The following is an 18,949-nucleotide window of genomic DNA, read 5'->3' on the forward strand; positions in this document are numbered from 1 at the left end:
ACGAGGCACCCGTCCCCGCCCCCGGCGAGCCCACCGACCGCACCCTCGAGGGCTGGATCGCCCACCAGCGCTGGTACACGGCGAAGGGCACCACCCCGCGGCTCCGCACCCTCGCGCAGCCCGCCGGTACCCGCCTCGTCCTCGACGACGCCCCGACCGGCCCCGTCCTCTACCAGGCGCCGGTCAGCCCCGACGCGACCGGGACCGTGCACGACGCGACCGCCGATCCGGACTGGATCCGGTCCCTCGCCGCACGCATCGACGCCGACGACGAGAGCCTCGTCCCGATCGGCACCGTCCGGCGGTCCCGGGTGCTCAGCGGCGAACAGTCGAACACCTCGGTGATCTGCGAGACCGACACCGGCGCCGAGGTCATCGTGAAGGTCTTCCGCGTGCTGCACCACGGCGACAACCCGGACGTCACCACGCAGCTCGCCCTCTCGGCCGCGGGCAGCGCCCGGGTGCCGCGCGTCTACGGCGCGCTCCGCGGGAGCTGGCCGGACCCGGGGCGCTCCGACGGCACCGCGACCGGGCACCTCGCCTTCGCCCAGGAGTTCCTGCCGGGGCTGCAGGACGCCTGGCGCGTGGCGCTCGGCGACGCCCGCGAGGGCATCCCGTTCGCATCCGACGCCGAGCGGCTCGGGCTCGCGCTCGCCGAGGTGCACCGCACCCTCGCCGAGGCCCTGCCGACCGAGCCCGCCGACGACGACCGCCGTGCCGCCGCGATCGCGACGATGCACGGCCGGCTCGACGCCGCGGCACGCGAGGCCCCGGCGATCGCCCCGCACGTCGACGCCGTCCGTGCGGTCTACGCCCGCGCCGCCGATGCCGACTGGCCCGACCTGCAGCGCATCCACGGCGACCTGCACCTCGGGCAGGTGCTCGCCGCTCCGGAACCCCGCGGCTGGGTCTTCCTCGACTTCGAGGGCGAGCCGCTCCGCCCGCTCACCGAGCGCTCCCTGCCGGACGTCACGCTCCGGGACGTCGCCGGCATGCTGCGCTCGTTCGACTACGTCCAGGGTTCGCTCGCCCAGGACGCCGAGCCCGTCGACGCGGGGGAGTGGGCGCAGGAGGCCCGGTCGGCGTTCCTCGACGGCTACCAGCAGGGGACGGGATCGGACCTGCGTGCCCACCGGGAGCTGCTCGACGCGTTCGAACTCGACAAGGCCGTCTACGAGGTCGTCTACGAGACCCGGAACCGTCCCGACTGGGTCGGGATCCCGCTCGCCGCGGTCACGCGCCTGGTCGCGCGCAGCGCGGCCTGACCGACGGACCGAGGGCTGCGGCCCTGGACCGGACCGGATGACGGACGGGAGGCGCGGTGCCAGCCGGTACCGCGCCTCCCGTCCGTCATCGGGTGACGCCCGTCAGTTGACGGGTCCGGTGTACTTCTCACCCGGTCCGGCGCCCGGCGCGTCCTGGATGCTCGACGCCTCGCGGAACGCGAGCTGCACCGAACGGAGCCCGTCGCGCAGCGGGCGGGCGTGGTGGTCCCCGATCTCCGTCGCCGCGGCGGTGACGAGCCCCGCGAGCGCCGTGATGAGCTTGCGCGCCTCGTCGAGGTCCGTCTGCTGCTCGGGGTCGTCCGCGAGACCCACCTTGACGGCGGCCGCGCTGAGGAGGTGCACCGCCACGGTGTTGATGAGTTCGACGGCCGGCACCTCCGAGATGTCGCGGGCGGCCTCGTCGGGCTCGGGGGAAGGGGTGTCGGTCACGGTGCTCCTCTGCTAGACTCGTCCGCGGCAGATGCTGTCAGTGTGCCCGGACTCGTGCGAACGAGGCCGATCACTCTCGCAGTGTCACGAAAGAGGAGTCTCTCCCACCCGCGGCCGCGCACCACAGGCTACCGGGTCCACACCGCTCCACCGGCGTCCGCGTCGGTCGGCCGTCCCGCAGGGGTCGGCGTCGGGCGGCTGCCGAACGGGTCACGATCCGTGCGTCAGATCTCCTCTCTCGTGCCGTCGTCCAGGGCAAACGCCCCGGACGGCCACCACCTGATTGAAGGAGCTCCGCATTCCCGATCCCCGTACCAACGACCGAATCCGCGTCCCCGAGGTCCGACTCGTCGGCCCCCAGGGCGAGCAGGTCGGCGTTGTCCCCATCGCCGTCGCACTGCGCCTCGCGCAGGAAGCCGAGCTGGATCTGGTCGAGGTCGCGCCGAACTCGAAGCCGCCCGTGGCGAAGATCATGGACTACGGCAAGTTCAAGTACGAGGCCGCTCAGAAGGCCAAGGAAGCGCGTCGCAACCAGGTGAACACGGACCTCAAGGAAGTCCGTTTCCGCCTGAAGATCGACGTGCACGACTACGAGACGAAGCGCAAGCGCGCCGAGGGCTTCCTCCTCGGTGGCGACAAGGTGAAGGCGATGATCCTCTTCCGTGGTCGCGAGCAGTCGCGTCCGGAGCAGGGTGTCCGTCTCCTCCAGAAGTTCGCCGAGGAGATCGCCGAGTTCGGTGTCGTCGAGTCGCGTCCGACCCAGGACGGCCGCAACATGACGATGATCATCGCCCCGCTCAAGAACAAGTCCGACGTCAAGGGCGAGCAGAACGCCAAGCGCGCTGCTCAGAAGGCCGAGCGTCGTGCGTCGGAGCACGCTGCGAAGGGCAAGGACGAGACCACCGACGTGGCTCCCGAGCCCGCGCAGGCCGAAGCTCCCGCCGAATAGGTCCCACCGACCGATCCCGCAACGACGCGGCTCCCCATCCATCCCACGGAAAGGCACCACCATGCCCAAGCAGAAGACCCACTCCGGGTCGAAGAAGCGCTTCAAGGTCACCGGCAGCGGCAAGATCATGAAGCAGCAGGCCGGTATGCGTCACAACCTCGAGGTCAAGAGCGCCAAGCGCAAGGCCCGCCTCAACGAGGACCAGGTCCTCGCCAAGGCTGACGCGAAGAACGTCAAGAAGCTCCTCGGCCACTGAGCCCCGCAGAACGTAAAGGAATAGATCAATGGCACGAGTAAAGAGAGCGGTCAACGCCGCCAAGAAGCGCCGCGTCATCCTCGAGCGCGCCGAGGGCTACCGCGGTCAGCGTTCGCGTCTGTACCGCAAGGCCAAGGAGCAGGTCACCCACTCCCTCGTCTACGCGTACCGCGACCGTCACGCGAAGAAGGGCGAGTTCCGTCGCCTCTGGATCCAGCGCATCAACGCCGCGTCGCGTGCGAACGGCCTGACCTACAACCGCCTCATCCAGGGCCTCGGCCTTGCCGGCGTCGAGGTCGACCGTCGCATCCTCGCGGACCTCGCGGTGAACAACCCCGAGACGTTCGCGGCGCTCGTCGAGACCGCCAAGAAGGCGCTCCCGGCCGACACCTCGGCCCCGAAGGCTGCGTAGTCAGTTCTTCTGGTCGCGAAACCCCCGCCGGTCCGGCGGGGGTTTCGTCGTTCCTAGACTTGTCCCGTGAGCGATCTCCTCGAGAACCCCAAGGCCGGCCGCGTCCGTGCCGTCGCAGCGCTGTCGAAGAAGGACGTGCGCGCCGACACGGGCCTGTTCCTGCTCGAAGGGCCGCAGGCGGTGCGTGAGGCGATCGAGTACCGGCCGGAGCTCCTCCGCGAGCTCTACGTGACCCCGACCGCGGCCGCGCGCTACGGTCTCGACGACGCGCCGGTCGACACGTGGTTCGTGACCGAACAGGTCCTCGACGCGATGGCGGACACGGTGACGCCGCAGGGCGTCGTCGCGGTGTGCCAGCAGTTCCCGACGTCGGTGAAGGACGTCTTCCCCGACGCCGGTGCCGCCCAGGAGGCGCGTGGCGGCCTGCCGGGGATCGTCGCGATCCTCGAAGAGGTGCGTGATCCGGGCAACGCCGGCACCATCATCCGTGCGGCCGACGCCGCCGGCGCCGACGCGGTGGTCCTCACCGGGCGCAGCGTCGACCCGTACAACCCGAAGGTCGTGCGGTCGACCACGGGCTCGCTCTTCCACGTGCCGGTGTCGGTCGGCGTGACGCTCGCCGACGCGGTGTCCCGTGCCCGGGGCCTCGGGTACACGATCCTGGCCGCCGACGTCTCGGGCGACGACCTGCCCGAGGTCCGCGCCGACGGCATGCTCGACGGTCCGACCGCGTGGGTGTTCGGCAACGAGGCACGTGGTCTCACCACCGAGGACCTCGCCCTCGTCGACCGCGCCGTGAAGGTGCCGATCTACGGCAAGGCGGAGTCGATGAACCTCGCGACCGCGGCGTCCGTCTGCCTGTACGAGTCGGCGTTCGCGCAGCGCACGGCTCGTCCCTCCACAGGCGACTGATCGGGCGACTCCTCCCCAGACCGTCCGGTACCGGACGGCGGTATCCCACGGGCCGGTAGGCTTGGGTCTCGTGTCAGAACCTCTCGAGATCAGCGAATCGGCCGTCGCCGACGCCGTGGACCGGGCCCTTGCGGCGGTCCGCGCCACGACGACCGTCGCCGAGCTGAAGCAGGCCAGGGCCGAGCACACCGGCGAACAGTCCGCGCTGGCGCGGATGAACGCGTCGATGCGCAGCGTGCCGAAGGAGCAGAAGGCGGCCGCGGGCAAGCTCGTCGGACAGGCCCGTGGGCAGGTGAACGCGGCGATCGCCGAGCAGGAGTCCGTGCTCGCCGAAGCCGAGGAACGTGCACGCCTCGACGCCGAGCGCGTCGACGTCACCGCGCTCCCGGTCCGCCGCGCGCCCGGCTCGCGGCACCCGCTGTCGCTCCTCAACGAGACCGTGGCCGACATCTTCGTCGCCATGGGGTGGGAAGTCGCGGAAGGCCCCGAGCTCGAGCACGAGTGGTTCAACTTCGACGCGCTGAACTTCGACCCGGACCACCCGGCCCGGGCGATGGCCGACACGATCTTCGTCGAGCCGGTCGAGCGCCACCTCGTCATGCGCACGCACACCTCCCCGGTGCAGGTGCGGTCGCTGCTCTCGCGCGACCTGCCGCTCTACGTCATCGCGCCGGGCCGGGTGTACCGCGCCGACGAGCTCGACGCCACGCACCTGCCGGTCTTCACCCAGGTCGAGGGCATCGCGATCGACAAGGGCCTGACGATGGCGCACCTGCGCGGCACGCTCGAGCACTTCGCGCGCCAGATGTTCGGGGCCGAGGCGCAGATCCGTCTCCGCCCGAACTACTTCCCGTTCACCGAACCCAGTGCCGAGATGGACGTCTGGCAGCCGAACGCCAAGGGCGGCGCTCGGTGGGTCGAGTGGGGCGGATGCGGCATGGTCAACCCGAACGTCCTGCGCGCCGCCGGCATCGACCCGGCCGAGTACCAGGGCTTCGCGTTCGGCATGGGTATCGAGCGGACGCTGCAGTTCCGCAACGGCCTGAACGACATGCGTGACTTCCTCGAGGGCGACATCCGCTTCTCGCAGCAGTTCGGAACGGTGGTCTGATGCGCGTCCCACTCCGTTGGCTCGGCGAGTCCGTCGACCTCCCCGACGACGTCACCCTCGAGCACGTCCACGCGGCGCTCGTGTCGGTGGGCTTCGAGGAAGAGGACGTCCACACCTACGACCTCACGGGCCCGATCGTCGTCGGCCGCGTGCTCGAGCGCGAACCCGAGCCGCAGAAGAACGGCAAGACGATCAACTGGTGCCAGGTGGACGTCGGCGAGCCCGAGCCCCGCGGCATCGTCTGCGGCGCGCACAACTTCGACGTCGGCGACCTCGTCGTCGTCACGCTCCCCGGCGCCGTCCTGCCCGGGCCGTTCCCGATCGCCGCACGCAAGACCTACGGGCACGTGTCCGACGGCATGATCGCCTCGGCACGCGAGCTCGGTCTCGGCGACGAGCACGACGGCATCCTCCGCTTCGCGGACCTCGGCATGGAGCCCGAGGTCGGCGCGGACGCCATCGCGCTCCTCGGTCTCGACGACGCCGCGGTGGAGATCAACGTGACCCCGGACCGCGGGTACGTGCTGAGCATGCGCGGCGTCGCTCGCGAGTACGCCCACGCCACCGGCGCGACCTTCCACGACCCGGTCGAGCGGGTCACCCCCCGCAGCGCCGAAGGCTTCCCGGTCGTGATCGACGACCGGGCCCCGGTGCGTGGCCGGGTCGGCGCGCACACGTTCGTCACCCGTGTCGTCCGTGGCATCGACCCGACCGCGAAGACCCCGGCGTGGATGGTCTCGCGCCTCGCCCTCGCCGGTGTCCGGTCGATCTCGCTGCCCGTCGACATCACGAACTACGTCATGTTCGAGCTCGGTCAGCCGCTGCACGGGTACGACCTCCGGACGCTGCAGGGCGGGCTCGGTGTCCGTCGTGCTGCTGCCGGCGAGACCCTGACGACCCTCGACCACGTCGAACGGACGCTCGACCCGGAAGACCTCGTCATCACCGACGACTCCGGTCCCGTCGGCCTCGCCGGCGTGATGGGCGGTGCCCGGACCGAGATCTCCGAGGCGACCACCGACGTCCTGATCGAGGCGGCCGGTTTCGACCAGACCTCCATCGCCCGGACCGCGCGTCGGCACAAGCTCCCGAGCGAGGCGTCCCGACGCTTCGAGCGCGGCGTCGACCCGCTCGTGGCCGAGGCTGCTGCGAACCGTGCGGTCGAGCTCCTCGTCGAGCTCGCGGGCGGCACCGCGGACACCCTCGGCTCGACACTCGTCGACACCGAGCCCCGTCGGACGGTCACGATGCGCATCGCCCGTCCGGCCGAGCTCGTCGGAGTCGACTACACCGACGCCGAGGTCATCGACACCCTGCGCGCGATCGGTGCGTCGGTCGACGTCGACGGGGACACCCTCGCCGTCGTGCCGCCGACCTGGCGCCCCGACCTCACCGACGACACCACCCTCGTCGAAGAGGTCGCGCGCATCGTCGGCTACGACCGCATCCCGAGCGTCCTTCCCGTCGCGCCGCCCGGCCGTGGGCTGACCGGTCACCAGCAGGCGCGTCGTCGCGTCGCCGCTGCACTCGCCGCCGACGGCCTGGTCGAGGTCGTCACCGCACCCTTCGTGTCGCAGGCGACGCAGGACGCCTATCCGGGCATCGACGGTGCCGGCGGGCCGAGCGTGGTCCTCGCGAACGCCCTCGACAGCGAGCAGAGCCTCCTCCGTCGCAGTGGGGTGCCGGCACTCGTCGACGCCGCCCGCCGCAACGTGTCGCGCGGCCTCGTCGACGTCGCGCTCTACGAGACCTCGCGGGTGTTCCTGCCGGTCGCGGGCGAGACGCTCGGCACCGACACGGTCCCGGCCGGTGCCGTGCTCCCGGACCGCGACACCCTCACCGCGCTCGACGCGTCCCTGCCGCCGCAGCCGTTCCACGTGTCCGCGCTGCTCACCGGCAACCGGGTCGTGAAGCAGCCCGGCGTGCAGCCGGAGCCGTACGGCATCGCGGACGCACTCGACGTCGCGCGCGCCGTCGCGTGGGCGGTCGGGGTCGAGCTCACGGTGGCGCAGACGACGCACCCGTCCCTGCACCCGGGCCGTGCGGCATCGCTCCTCGTGGACGGAACCGTCGTCGGCGTCGCGGGTGAACTCCTGCCCGAGCTGACCGAGGCAGCGGTCCTGCCGCGCGTCGTCGCGGTCGTCGAACTCGACCTCGACGCCATGGTCCGGGCGGCACCCGAGCTGGTGTCGGTGGCACCGATCGTGTCCTACCCGGCGGCGACGCAGGACCTGTCCCTCGTGGTGGGTGCCGACGTACCGGCGGGTGACGTACTGGATGCGGTGCGCTCTGGTGCCGGAGAGCTGTTGGAGTATGCTCGCCTCGTGGATGACTACCGGGGCTCCGGCGTGGACGAGGGACAGAAGTCCCTGACGTTCGCGCTGCGCTTCCGTGCCACGGACCGCACGCTGACCGCTGCCGAGGCCACTGAGGCCCGTGACGGCGCCGTCCGACGTGCCGGCGAGCGATTCGGGGCGACCCTGCGCGACTGATCCCATCGGGACCAGCACCGCCCGGGGCCGCCGCCTCCGACTCTCTCGACGACCAGTCCGACCAAAGGTGGAATCCCATGTCCGTATCCGTCGCCGTGGCGGGAGCCTCCGGCTACGCGGGCGGTGAGCTCCTGCGCGTGCTCTCCGCCCATCCCGAGTTCGACGTCAGGACGGTGACGGCGTTCTCGAACGCCGGACAGCCGCTCATCGCGACGCAGCCGCACCTCCGCTCGCTGTCGCACCTGACCCTCGAGCCGACGACGGCGGACAACCTGCGCGGACACGACGTCGTGTTCCTCGCGCTGCCGCACGGCCAGTCCGGGGCGATCACCGCGGAGCTCGGCGACGACGCCCTCGTCGTGGACTGCGGCGCGGACCACCGGCTGACCGACCCGGCGGCGTGGGAAGCGTTCTACGGCGGCGACTACCACGGCGCGTGGACCTACGGGCTGCCGGAGCTGCTGCACGCGGCGCCGACGCCCGGGTCGGCGGACGAGTGGCGTGACGTGGACGACATCCAGACGCAGAGCCGGCAACGGGCGGCGCTCGTGGGGACGAAGCGGATCGCCGTCCCCGGGTGCAACGTGACCGCGGTCACGCTCGGCATCCAGCCGGGCATCCAGGCCGGGCTGATCGAGTCGGACGACCTCGTGGCCGTGCTGAGCGTCGGCCCGAGCGGTGCCGGCAAGAAGCTCGCGAACACCTACCTGGCGTCCGAGATCATGGGCTCCGCGAGCGCGTACGCGGTCGGCGGGAAGCACCGCCACATCCCGGAGATCCAGCAGAACCTCGTGGTCGCCGGCGCGTCCGACGTGACGATCTCGTTCACCCCGGTCCTCGTCCCCATGTCCCGCGGCATCCTGGCGACGACGACCGCGAAGCTCGCGCCCGGTGTGAGCGCCCGTGACGTCCGGCTCGCCTGGGAGCAGGCCTACGCCGACGAACCCTTCGTGCACCTCCTGCCCGAGGGCGAGTTCCCCCGGGTCGCCGACACCATCGGCGCGAACACCGCACTGATCGGGCTCGCGGTCGACGAGGCCGCCGGTCGCGTCGTCGCGGTGAGCGCCCTCGACAACCTGGCCAAGGGCACCGCCGGTGCTGCGGTCCAGTCGACGAACATCGCCCTGGGCTTCCCGGAGACCCTCGGCCTCAGCGTGGACGGAGTCGCACCGTGACCGACGCAAGCCAGCCCACCCACACCGACCCGGGCCTCCAGGGCGTCACCGCGGCAGCGGGCTTCCGCGCGGCGGGCGTGACCGCCGGTCTCAAGTCGAGCGGCAAGCCCGACGTGGCCCTCGTCGTCAACGACGGGCCGGACGCCGCAGTGGCCGCGGTCTTCACCAGCAACCGTGCCCAGGCGCACCCCGTGATCTGGTCGCGCCAGGCGGTCGGTGACGGCACCGCCCGAGCGGTCGTCCTGAACTCCGGCGGCGCGAACTGCTTCACCGGTCCGTTCGGCTTCCAGACCACCCACATGACCGCCGAAGCCGTGGGCGCGGCGCTCGCCATCGGCGCCGGCGACGTCGTCGTCTGCTCGACCGGCCTCATCGGGGTCGGCGACCAGACGTTCCGCGACAACGTCCTCAGGGGCGTCGACCTCGCGAGTGCGGCACTGTCGGCCGACGGTGGTCCGGACGCCGCGACCGCCATCATGACCACCGACACGAAGCCGAAGCAGTCGGTCGTCACCGAGGACGGCTGGACCGTCGGCGGCATGGCCAAGGGCGCGGGCATGCTCGCACCCGGGCTCGCGACGATGCTCGTCGTGATCACCACGGACGCCGTCGTCGGCTCGGACGAGCTCGACCAGGCGCTCCGGGCCGCCACCCGCGTCACCTTCGACCGGGTCGACTCGGACGGCTGCATGTCGACGAACGACACCGTGGTGCTGCTGTCCTCCGGCGCGAGCGGCGTCACGCCCGAGGTCGGCGACTTCCAAGAAGCCTTGACCGCGGTCTGCGCCGACCTCGCACGGCAGCTGCAGCAGGACGCCGAGGGCGCGAGCCACGACATCGCGATCCACGTCGTGAACGCCGCGACCGAGGACGACGCCGTCACGGTCGGCCGGAGCGTCGCCCGGAACAACCTGTTCAAGGCCGCGGTGTTCGGCAACGACCCGAACTGGGGCCGGGTGCTCGCGGCGATCGGCACCACCGACGCCGAGTTCGACCCGTACGCCGTCGACGTCTCGATGAACGGGGTCCGTGTCTGCCACGCCGGCGCCCCGGACGAGCCGAGCGACCGCGTCGACCTGACGCCGCGCGACACCGACGTCCTCATCGACCTCGGCGTCGGACCGTTCTCGGCGACGATCCTGACGAACGACCTCACGCACGACTACGTCCACGAGAACAGCGCGTACTCCAGCTGATGGCCGACGACAGCATCCTCTCGAAGGAAGAAGAGCACGAGCTCGCGACCGTCAAGGCCGCGACCCTCATCGAGTCCCTGCCGTGGCTGAAGCGGTTCTCGGGCAAGATCGTCGTCGTCAAGTTCGGCGGCAACGCCATGGTGAACGAGGACCTCAAGCGCGCGTTCGCCGAGGACATGGTCTACCTCCGGTACGCCGGCCTCCACCCGGTGGTCGTGCACGGCGGCGGCCCGCAGATCTCGGCGGCGCTGAAGGAACAGGGCATCGCGTCCGAGTTCCGTGGCGGCTACCGCGTCACCACGACCGAGGCGATCACGGTCGTCCGCGACGTGCTCGCCGGCGAGGTCAACCGCGAGATCGTCGACCTGATGAACGAGCACGGCGAGGGCCTGGCCGTCGGCGTCTTCGGCGACGGCGGCTCGCTGTTCACCGGCGAGAAGAAGGGCGTCGTCGTCGACGGCGAGCACTTCGACCTCGGGCACGTCGGCGACATCACGCACGTCGACCCCTCCGGTGTGCTCGCCGCGATCGAGGCCGGCCGCATCCCCGTGGTGTCGAGCATCGCCATCGACGACGCCCACCCGGACCAGGCGCTCAACGTGAACGCCGACGCCGCGGCGGGCGCACTCGCGATCGCCCTCAAGGCGTCGAAGCTCATGATGCTCACCGATGTCCCCGGCCTGTACCGCAACTGGCCGGACCGCGACTCGATCGTCGACCTCATCGCGGTCGAGGAACTCCGCGCGCTCCTGCCGTCGCTCGAGTCGGGCATGATCCCGAAGATGACCGCGTGCCTCGACGCCGTGGTCGGCGGGGTCGGCGGCGCGACGATCATCGACGGGCGGATCCCGCACTCGATCCTGCTCGAGGTGTTCACCCTGCGCGGCGCGGGCACCGAGGTGATCCCGGACCCGAGCCGACGCACCGAGAACCAGATGACCCACGCCGAGATCGGCCGACGCGTCGCAGCACCGTCGACGAGCAGCACCACCGGCCAACACGTGGCCAGCACGACCGAGAAGGGACAGCCGCAGTGAGCACCGAGACGCAGACCGAGACCTGGAACGACCGGTTCGGGGCGTCGCTCATGCGATCCCTGACCCCGCCGAAGATCATGCTCGAGCGCGGCGAGGGCTGTCGCGTCTGGGACGTCGACGGCAACGAGTACCTCGACTTCCTCGCCGGCATCGCCGTCAACTCGCTCGGCCACGCGCACCCCGCGCTGGTCGAGGCGATCAGCGACCAGGCCGCCAAGCTCGTGCACGTCTCGAACTACTTCGCGACCCCGCCGCAGCTCGAGCTCGCCGAGCGGCTCAAGCGCATCACGGGCGCAGGTGAGGCCGGCCGTGTGTACTTCGGCAACTCCGGTGCCGAGGCCAACGAGGCCGCGTTCAAGCTCGCACGGCTGAACAAGGGCGCCGACGGGCAGAAGACCCGCATCCTCGCACTGAAGCAGGGCTTCCACGGCCGCACGATGGGCGCGCTGGCGCTCACCGGCAAGCCCGCCCTGCAAGAGGACTTCCTGCCGATGGTCCCCGGGGTCGAGCACATCGACTCCACGGTCGCCGCGCTCGAGGAGTCGATCGACGACACCGTCGCCGCGCTCATCGTCGAACCGATCAAGGGCGAGGCCGGCGTGGTCGACCTGCCCGAGGGGTTCCTGCTCGCCGCTCGCCGCCTGACCGCGGAACACGGCGCGCTGCTGATCCTCGACGAGATCCAGACGGGCGTCGGCCGGACCGGCAACTGGTTCACCTACCAGGGCCACGGTTTCGAGCCGGACGCCATCACGATCGCGAAGGGCATCGCGGGCGGGTTCCCGATCGGTGCCCTCGTCACCTTCGGCTGGGCGTCCGAACTGTTCTCGGCCGGCCAGCACGGCTCGACGTTCGGTGGCAACCCCCTCGGCACCCGGGTGGCGAACGCCGTCCTCGCCGAGATCGAGCGCGCGGACCTCGTGTCCGGTGCGGTGACGAAGGGGGAGCGGATCCGTGCGGGCATCGCGAGCATCGGCTCGCCCCTCGTCGAAGAGGTCCGTGGCACCGGCCTCCTCATCGGGGTCGGTCTGACCGGCCCGGTCGCCGCCGCCGTCAACGCCGCCGCGCTCGAGCGCGGCCTGATCATCAACGCCCCGAACGAGTCGAGCCTGCGCATCGCGCCGCCGCTCGTCGTGTCCGACGCCGAGATCGACGAGTTCGTGTCGATCCTCAGCGAGAGCCTGGTCGCAGTCGCCGCCGAGCAGGGCACCACCACCCAGGAGACCTCCGCATGACCCGTCACTTCCTCCGCGACGACGACCTCAGCCAGGCGGAGCAGTCCGCGATCCTCGACCTCGCCGAGCAGATGAAGGCCGACCGGTGGGGTGCCAAGCCCCTCGCCGGACCGCAGAGCGTCGCCGTGATCTTCGACAAGTCGTCCACCCGCACGCGGGTGTCCTTCCACGTCGGCATCTCCGACCTCGGCGGCAGCCCGCTCATCATCTCGACGGCGAACAGCCAGCTGGGGGGCAAGGAGACGCCGTCCGACACCGCACGCGTCCTCGAGCGCATGGTGTCGGCGATCGTGTGGCGCACCTACGGCCAGGCCGGGCTCGAGGAGATGGCGGCGAACACGAGCGTCCCCGTCGTCAACGCCCTGTCGGACGACTTCCACCCGTGCCAGCTGCTCGCTGACCTGCTGACCATCCGCGAGCACCGCGGGACCCTGGCGGGGCAGACCGTGGCCTTCATCGGCGACGGTGCGAGCAACATGGCGCAGTCCTACCTGCTCGCCGGGGCCACCGCGGGCATGCACGTCCGCGTCGCGGCACCGGCCGAGTTCTCCCCGGCGGCCGAGGTCGTCACGGACGCCGAGCGTCGCGCTGCCGTGACCGGCGGTTCCGTGCTCGTCGTGACCGACCCGGTCGCGGCCGTCGCCGGAGCGGACGTCGTCGTGACCGACACCTGGGTGTCGATGGGCAAGGAGGACGAGAAGCAGGCGCGGCTCGACACCTTCAACGGGTACCGCGTGGACGACGCGATGATGGCGCACGCCGCCGACGACGCCGTGTTCATGCACTGCCTGCCCGCCGACCGTGGGTTCGAGGTCACGGCCGAGGTCATCGACGGTCCGCGGAGCATCATCTGGGACGAGGCGGAGAACCGTCTCCACGCCCAGAAGGCGCTGCTCGCGTGGCTCCTCGCAGCGAACGCGACCGGCGCTCCCACCGCGACCGGCGCTCCCGCCGCGACCGGCGCCCACGCGACGACCGGCGCCCCCGCGACCGCCTGACCCAGGGAGACCACCGTGGCAGACCGCGTCGTCCTCGCGTACTCCGGCGGACTCGACACGTCCGTCGGCATCGGCTGGCTGCGTGACGCCACCGGCAAGGACGTCGTCGCCCTCGCGGTCGACGTCGGCCAGGGCGGCGAGGACATGGCGGCGATCCGGCAGCGCGCGCTCGACTGCGGCGCCGTCGAGTCGATCGTCATCGACGCGAAGGACGAGTTCGCCGACGACTACCTCGTCCCCGCGCTGCAGGCCAACGCCCTGTACCAGAAGCGCTACCCGCTCGTCTCCGCGCTGAGCCGTCCCCTCATCGCGAAGCACCTGGCGCTCACGGCGAAGCAGCTCGGTGCCGACAGCGTGGCGCACGGGTGCACGGGCAAGGGCAACGACCAGGTCCGCCTCGAGGCGGCGGTCGCGGCCCTCGCCCCGGACCTGACGAGCGTCGCACCGGTGCGGGACCTCGCGCTCACCCGCGACCGAGCGATCGCCTACGCCCAGCAGCACGGCCTGCCGGTCGAACAGTCGGAACGCTCGCCCTGGTCGATCGACCAGAACGTGTGGGGTCGAGCGGTCGAGACCGGTCACCTCGAGGACCCGTGGAACGCCCCGGCGGAGGAGCTCTACGCCTACACGCAGGACCCGACCGTCCCGCGCGCTCCGGACGAGGTGACGATCACCTTCGAGCAGGGCGTCCCGGTCGCCATCGACAGACAGCGGTTCAGCGTGCTGCGCGTCGTGCAGGAGCTGAACGCACTCGCCGGCAAGCACGGTGTCGGTCGGATCGACGTGGTCGAGGACCGCCTCGTCGGCATCAAGTCGCGCGAGGTGTACGAGGCGCCGGCCGCCATCGCCCTGATCGCCGCGCACGAGGAACTCGAGAACCTGACCCTCGAACGCGACGTCAACCGGTACAAGCGGCAGGTCGAGTCGGACTGGGCCGACCTGGTCTACGACGGGCTGTGGTTCAGCGGCCTGAAGCGGAGCCTCGACGCCTTCATCGCCCACACCCAGCAGCACGTCTCCGGCGACGTCCGACTCCGGCTCCACGCGGGCCGGGCCGTCGTGACCGGACGCCGCTCCAGCCAGAGCCTCTACGACTTCGACCTCGCGACCTACGACACGGGCGACGCCTTCGACCAGTCGCACGCGAAGGGGTTCATCGACATCTGGTCGTTGCCGAGCAAGATCTCCGCCCGCCGCGACCTTGCCAACTGAGCGCCCAGGCACCCCGCCCCCAAACCCACGACCGGACGACGAGAGAACCATGACCGACGCGAACCAGCCCGCCGCCAAGACCGACGCCACCAACACCGGCGCCCTCTGGGGTGGCCGCTTCGCGGACGGCCCGAGCGCCGAACTCGCCGCCCTCTCCCGATCGACCCACTTCGACTGGCAGCTCGCCCCCTACGACATCGCCGGCTCCCGCGCCCACGCCCGCGCCCTCAACACCGCCGGGTACCTGACGGCCGACGAGCTCGAGCGGATGCTCGCCGGCCTCGACCGCCTCGAGTCCGCGCACGCCGACGGCACGCTGCAGCCCGCCGACAGCGACGAGGACGTGCACGGCGCCCTCGAACGACTCCTCATCGCCGACCTCGGTCCCGAGCTCGGCGGGAAGCTGCGCGCCGGCCGGAGCCGCAACGACCAGATCGCGACGCTGGGTCGGATGCACATGCTCGACCACGGTCGCCGGATCGGGCACCTCGTCATCGACCTCGTCGACGCGATCTCCCAGCAGGCCAACGAGCACCCCGGCGCGATCATGCCGGGTCGCACGCACCTGCAGCACGCGCAGCCGGTCCTCCTCGCACACCACCTGCTCGCGCACGCGTGGCCCCTGGTCCGTGACCTCGAGCGGCTCCGCGACTGGGCGGACCGCGCGAGTGTGAGCCCGTACGGCGCCGGCGCCCTCGCGGGGAGCTCGCTCGGCCTCGACCCCTCGGCGATCGCCCACGAGCTCGGGTTCGCCCGCCCCGCGGACAACTCGATCGACGCCACGGCGGCTCGTGACGTGGTCGCCGAGTTCGCGTTCGTCCTCGCGCAGATCGGCATCGACGTCTCCCGCCTGGCGGAGGAGATCATCCTCTGGAACACGAAGGAGTTCGGCTTCGTCCGGCTGCACGACGCGTTCTCCACGGGGTCGAGCATCATGCCCCAGAAGAAGAACCCGGACATCGCCGAGCTCGCCCGGGGTAAGTCCGGCCGGCTCATCGGCAACCTGACCGGCCTGCTCGCAACCCTCAAGGGCCTGCCGCTGGCGTACAACCGCGACCTGCAGGAGGACAAGGAGCCCGTCTTCGACTCGGTCGCCACCCTCGAGGTCCTGCTCCCCGCCTTCACCGGCATGGTCGCGACCCTCTCGTTCGACACCGACCGCATGGCCGAGCTCGCGCCGCAGGGATTCTCGCTCGCGACGGACGTCGCCGAGTGGCTCGTCCGCCAGGGGGTGCCGTTCCGTGACGCGCACGAGGTCTCCGGCGCGCTGGTCCGGTACTGCGAGGAGCGCGGGATCGAACTCGACGACCCCACCGACGACGAGTACCGGACGGTGTCCGAACACCTCACGCCCGAGGTCCGCGGCGTCCTCACCATCGAGGGTTCCGTCGCGTCGCGCGCCGGCATCGGTGGCACCGCGCCGGACCGCGTCGCCGAACAGCTCGCGTCGCTCACCCGTCGCGTCCACGACCTGGCGGAGGGCGTGCCCTTCACCCGATGACCGACCCCACGCTCGCGCTGCTGTCCGAACCGGCGCCGGTCTCGGCGCCGGCGTTGCTCGGTGCGACGATCGCGGGCAAGGGCGTGACCCTGCGCATCACCGAGGTCGAGGCCTACTTCGGCCCCACCGACCCCGGCTCGCACGGCCACCGTGGTCCGACGCCGCGCAACCGCCACCTGTTCGGACCGCCCGGGACGCTCTACGCCTACCGCTCCTACGGCATCCACACGTGCGTCAACGTCGTCAGTGCGCCGGAGGGCACGTCGTCGGGATCGCTGCTGCGGGGCGCGCAGGTCGTGGAGGGTCTCGAGGCGGCCCGTTCCCGACGCGGCGGCTCCGTCACGGACGTCGCGCTCGCGCGCGGTCCCGGCAACCTCGGCGGAGCGCTCGGTGCGGTGCTCGGCGAGGACGACGGCAGCAGACTCCTCGACGGCTCCGGCCCGTACGTGCTGACGCTGGCTCCCGGCCTGGAGGCGCAGCTCGCCGCCGTCGGACCGACCCGCGTCGTCGAGGAACTCCTGTCCGAGACCGTGCCCGGTCCGGCGGCGACCGGTCCGGTCCCGCGGATCTCCCGAGGGCCGCGCACCGGCGTCGGCGGCATCGCCGGCGGCGCGCGCTTCCCCTGGCGCTTCTGGCTCACCGGTGACCCGACGGTGTCGGCGTACCGGCGGCACAAGGGCGCCCTCGATTGACGGAGCCGCGCCGCGCCTCCTGGACCGCGCGCGCCGCTACGATGGCTGGGTGTCCAGTGAATCCGCTCACGATGTCCTGACGCGCCAGCAGAACGACCCGACCTTCGCCTCGGTCTGGGACGAACTGCGCTGGCGTGATCTGGTGCACGTCTCCACCGACGAGACGGCACTCAAGGAGGCCCTCGACGGCGAGCCGATCACGTACTACTGCGGTTTCGACCCGACGGCGCCGTCCCTGCACTGCGGGAACCTGCTGCAGCTGCTCACCATGCGCCGGATCCAGCTCGCCGGGCACAAGCCGCTCGCACTGGTCGGTGGTTCCACCGGGTTGATCGGCGATCCGCGGCCGACAGCCGAACGGACGCTCAACACCCGCGAGACCGTGCAGGAGTGGGTCACGCGGTTGCAGGGCCAGGTGTCGCGGTTCCTCAGCCCCGACGGCGAGAACGGCGTGCGGCTGGTGAACAACCTCGACTGGACGGCACCGCTGTCCGCGATCGACTTCCTGCGCGACATCGGCAAGTACTTCCGCGTGAACTCGATGCTCAAGAAGGACGCCGTCGCCGCGCGCCTGAACTCCGACTCCGGCATCAGCTACACCGAGTTCAGCTACCAGATCCTGCAGGGCCTCGACTACCGCGAGCTCTTCCGCCAGTACGGGTGCACCCTGCAGACGGGTGGCTCGGACCAGTGGGGCAACCTGACCTCGGGGACGGAACTCATCCGTCGTGCCGAGGGGGCGACGGTGCACGCGCTGGGGACGCCCCTCATCACGAACTCCGACGGCACGAAGTTCGGCAAGAGCGAGGGCAACGCGATCTGGCTCGACCCGGACATGACCTCGCCGTACGCGTTCTACCAGTTCTGGCTCAACACGACGGACGCCGACGTGATCGCCCGGCTCCGCCAGTTCACGTTCCTGTCCCGTGCTGAGATCGAGCGGCTCGAGCAGGCCGTGGCCGACGAACCGTTCCGGCGCGAGGCGCAACGGACCCTCGCGTTCGAGGTGACGGCGGTCGTGCACGGGGTCGAGGCGACGCAGGCGGCGATCGATGCCTCCGCGGCGTTGTTCGGCAACGGCGACCTGGGCGCGCTCGACGCCACCACCCTGCGGTCGGCGATCGCGGAGCTCCCGGGGTCGGTGGCGCTGCCCGGTGATGCGGACGTGGCCCGAGCGCTCGTCGACACCGAGTTGGTGAAGTCCCTCGGCGAAGCCCGTCGCGCCATCGACCAGGGTGGTGTGTACGTGAACAACACCCGCGCCGAGGACCCGACCGCGCCGCTGTCCGACCTCGCCCTGCCCGGGGGAGTGCTCGTGCTCCGTCGTGGCAAGAAGACCCTGGCCGGCGTGACGCTCTCCTGATCGCCGCCGCTCGTCGATGCCCGGTTCCCCTGGTGGGAGCCGGGCATCGCTGCGTCCGGGCCGCACGTGTTGCACAACGCGACACGCCCGGGATGTGGCCCGTCTTGGCGCACCCGCTGAACGCTGCGTATAGTTCTTACTCGTCACCCCAAAGGTGCGGCGGAGCGGCTGGAGCGAAAGCCCAGAGCACGTCGGCCCTCAAGCGGGACCATCCTCCACTGAAGTTCAGATCTGGCCTTGCGCTGGATCGCTTCGACGCCTAGGATGACTACTCCACCGGTTCTCTCCTACGGGATGAGCCACTGGGCCTCAGGGTCCGACGACACACCGGTGGTCAAACCAAGAACAAAAGCCTCTCTGGCGGAACCTCTTTCGGGGTCGATTGGGGAGTGCGTCTGGTCCTTGAGAACTCAACAGCGTGCACATTGTCAATGCCAATTTATTGACCCCGTGACTCATCAGTTTGCTGGTGGGTTCGGAGACAATTCCTTTTGGATTGAAGATTGTCAGTAGACAGTCAACAGTCAGAATCAACTCGCTGACATCTTCGGGTGTTGGTTGTAATTTTTTACGGAGAGTTTGATCCTGGCTCAGGACGAACGCTGGCGGCGTGCTTAACACATGCAAGTCGAACGATGATGCCCAGCTTGCTGGGTGGATTAGTGGCGAACGGGTGAGTAACACGTGAGTAAC

The 18,949-nt window shown here is 70.8% G+C and carries 17 protein-coding genes and 1 rRNA gene; 17 read left to right on the forward strand and 1 reads right to left on the reverse strand.

The features are described from left to right. Positions 1 to 1,265: phosphotransferase (locus JSX79_RS17045; RefSeq protein WP_267484574.1), on the forward strand; the 1,265-nt coding region annotated here is incomplete at its 5' end. Positions 1,266 to 1,367: 102 nt separating this feature from the next. Here the strand turns inward: JSX79_RS17045 and JSX79_RS17050 are convergent. Further along, positions 1,368 to 1,715 (reverse strand): DUF1844 domain-containing protein, encoded by a 348-nt coding sequence (locus tag JSX79_RS17050; protein WP_071295810.1) that lies wholly within the window; start codon positions 1,713 to 1,715, stop codon positions 1,368 to 1,370. A gap of 283 nt (positions 1,716 to 1,998) precedes the next feature. Here JSX79_RS17050 and infC point away from each other — a divergent pair, with 283 nt between their 5' ends. The 16 genes from infC to JSX79_RS17130 form a co-directional block, all read left to right on the forward strand. Further along, positions 1,999 to 2,664, forward strand: a complete 666-nt coding sequence (gene infC / locus JSX79_RS17055) for a translation initiation factor IF-3 (protein ID WP_070417880.1) — start codon at positions 1,999 to 2,001, stop codon at positions 2,662 to 2,664. A 61-nt stretch (positions 2,665 to 2,725) separates the two neighbouring features. Next, a complete protein-coding gene (gene rpmI / locus JSX79_RS17060) occupies positions 2,726 to 2,920 on the forward strand; it encodes a 50S ribosomal protein L35 (protein ID WP_022903519.1) in 195 nt (64 codons plus the stop codon). A gap of 28 nt (positions 2,921 to 2,948) precedes the next feature. After that, positions 2,949 to 3,332 carry a 50S ribosomal protein L20 gene (gene rplT, locus JSX79_RS17065; RefSeq protein WP_022908516.1) on the forward strand — a complete coding sequence of 128 codons (384 nt, stop codon included), beginning with the start codon at positions 2,949 to 2,951 and terminating at the stop codon, positions 3,330 to 3,332. A 66-nt stretch (positions 3,333 to 3,398) separates the two neighbouring features. Beyond that, positions 3,399 to 4,244, forward strand: coding sequence for an RNA methyltransferase (locus tag JSX79_RS17070; RefSeq protein ID WP_070417881.1), 846 nt, complete (start codon positions 3,399 to 3,401; stop codon positions 4,242 to 4,244). A 70-nt stretch (positions 4,245 to 4,314) separates the two neighbouring features. Continuing rightward, a complete protein-coding gene (gene pheS, locus JSX79_RS17075; protein ID WP_229087264.1) occupies positions 4,315 to 5,355 on the forward strand; it encodes a phenylalanine--tRNA ligase subunit alpha in 1,041 nt (346 codons plus the stop codon). Continuing rightward, on the forward strand, positions 5,355 to 7,847 hold the full coding sequence (gene pheT, locus JSX79_RS17080; RefSeq protein ID WP_229087266.1) for a phenylalanine--tRNA ligase subunit beta: 2,493 nt from the start codon (positions 5,355 to 5,357) through the stop codon (positions 7,845 to 7,847). The genes pheS and pheT overlap by 1 nt, the downstream gene beginning before the upstream one ends. 77 nt (positions 7,848 to 7,924) lie before the next feature. After that, the gene (locus tag JSX79_RS17085; RefSeq protein ID WP_071295808.1) at positions 7,925 to 9,022 is read left to right on the forward strand and encodes an N-acetyl-gamma-glutamyl-phosphate reductase; all 1,098 of its coding nucleotides are present in this window, start codon (positions 7,925 to 7,927) and stop codon (positions 9,020 to 9,022) included. Further along, a complete protein-coding gene (argJ, locus tag JSX79_RS17090; protein ID WP_229087269.1) occupies positions 9,019 to 10,218 on the forward strand; it encodes a bifunctional glutamate N-acetyltransferase/amino-acid acetyltransferase ArgJ in 1,200 nt (399 codons plus the stop codon). The genes JSX79_RS17085 and argJ overlap by 4 nt, the downstream gene beginning before the upstream one ends. Then, positions 10,218 to 11,255 (forward strand): acetylglutamate kinase, encoded by a 1,038-nt coding sequence (argB, locus tag JSX79_RS17095; RefSeq protein ID WP_070417885.1) that lies wholly within the window; start codon positions 10,218 to 10,220, stop codon positions 11,253 to 11,255. Before argJ ends, argB begins: the two co-directional genes overlap by 1 nt. Then, on the forward strand, positions 11,252 to 12,490 hold the full coding sequence (locus JSX79_RS17100; protein ID WP_308061544.1) for an acetylornithine transaminase: 1,239 nt from the start codon (positions 11,252 to 11,254) through the stop codon (positions 12,488 to 12,490). The genes argB and JSX79_RS17100 overlap by 4 nt, the downstream gene beginning before the upstream one ends. Next, positions 12,487 to 13,488, forward strand: a complete 1,002-nt coding sequence (gene argF, locus JSX79_RS17105; protein ID WP_229087270.1) for an ornithine carbamoyltransferase — start codon at positions 12,487 to 12,489, stop codon at positions 13,486 to 13,488. Before JSX79_RS17100 ends, argF begins: the two co-directional genes overlap by 4 nt. A 15-nt stretch (positions 13,489 to 13,503) precedes the next feature. Then, a complete protein-coding gene (locus tag JSX79_RS17110; RefSeq protein WP_229087274.1) occupies positions 13,504 to 14,700 on the forward strand; it encodes an argininosuccinate synthase in 1,197 nt (398 codons plus the stop codon). A 49-nt stretch (positions 14,701 to 14,749) separates the two neighbouring features. Beyond that, complete coding sequence (gene argH, locus JSX79_RS17115) at positions 14,750 to 16,201, forward strand: argininosuccinate lyase (protein WP_070417888.1); 1,452 nt, start codon at positions 14,750 to 14,752, stop codon at positions 16,199 to 16,201. Then, complete coding sequence (locus JSX79_RS17120) at positions 16,198 to 16,893, forward strand: DNA-3-methyladenine glycosylase (RefSeq protein ID WP_229087276.1); 696 nt, start codon at positions 16,198 to 16,200, stop codon at positions 16,891 to 16,893. The genes argH and JSX79_RS17120 overlap by 4 nt, the downstream gene beginning before the upstream one ends. Positions 16,894 to 16,942: 49 nt before the next feature. After that, a complete protein-coding gene (gene tyrS, locus JSX79_RS17125) occupies positions 16,943 to 18,256 on the forward strand; it encodes a tyrosine--tRNA ligase (protein WP_071295802.1) in 1,314 nt (437 codons plus the stop codon). Between the two features lie 567 nt (positions 18,257 to 18,823). Beyond that, a 16S ribosomal RNA gene (locus JSX79_RS17130) occupies positions 18,824 to 18,949 on the forward strand; the annotation flags it as partial.

This window comes from Curtobacterium sp. GD1, from assembly GCF_020882855.1.
Taxonomy (GTDB): Bacteria; Actinomycetota; Actinomycetes; order Actinomycetales; family Microbacteriaceae; genus Curtobacterium.

What these genes read in the sequence shown, in the direction of transcription:
- rpmI (WP_022903519.1), top strand. Translation starts at nt 2,726, where the DNA reads ATGCCCAAGCAGAAGACCCACTCCGGGTCGAAGAAGCGCTTCAAGGTC.
- rplT (WP_022908516.1), top strand. Translation starts at nt 2,949, where the DNA reads ATGGCACGAGTAAAGAGAGCGGTCAACGCCGCCAAGAAGCGCCGCGTC.
- pheT (WP_229087266.1), top strand. Translation starts at nt 5,355, where the DNA reads ATGCGCGTCCCACTCCGTTGGCTCGGCGAGTCCGTCGACCTCCCCGAC.
- JSX79_RS17085 (WP_071295808.1), top strand. Translation starts at nt 7,925, where the DNA reads ATGTCCGTATCCGTCGCCGTGGCGGGAGCCTCCGGCTACGCGGGCGGT.
- argB (WP_070417885.1), top strand. Translation starts at nt 10,218, where the DNA reads ATGGCCGACGACAGCATCCTCTCGAAGGAAGAAGAGCACGAGCTCGCG.
- argF (WP_229087270.1), top strand. Translation starts at nt 12,487, where the DNA reads ATGACCCGTCACTTCCTCCGCGACGACGACCTCAGCCAGGCGGAGCAG.
- argH (WP_070417888.1), top strand. Translation starts at nt 14,750, where the DNA reads ATGACCGACGCGAACCAGCCCGCCGCCAAGACCGACGCCACCAACACC.
- JSX79_RS17120 (WP_229087276.1), top strand. Translation starts at nt 16,198, where the DNA reads ATGACCGACCCCACGCTCGCGCTGCTGTCCGAACCGGCGCCGGTCTCG.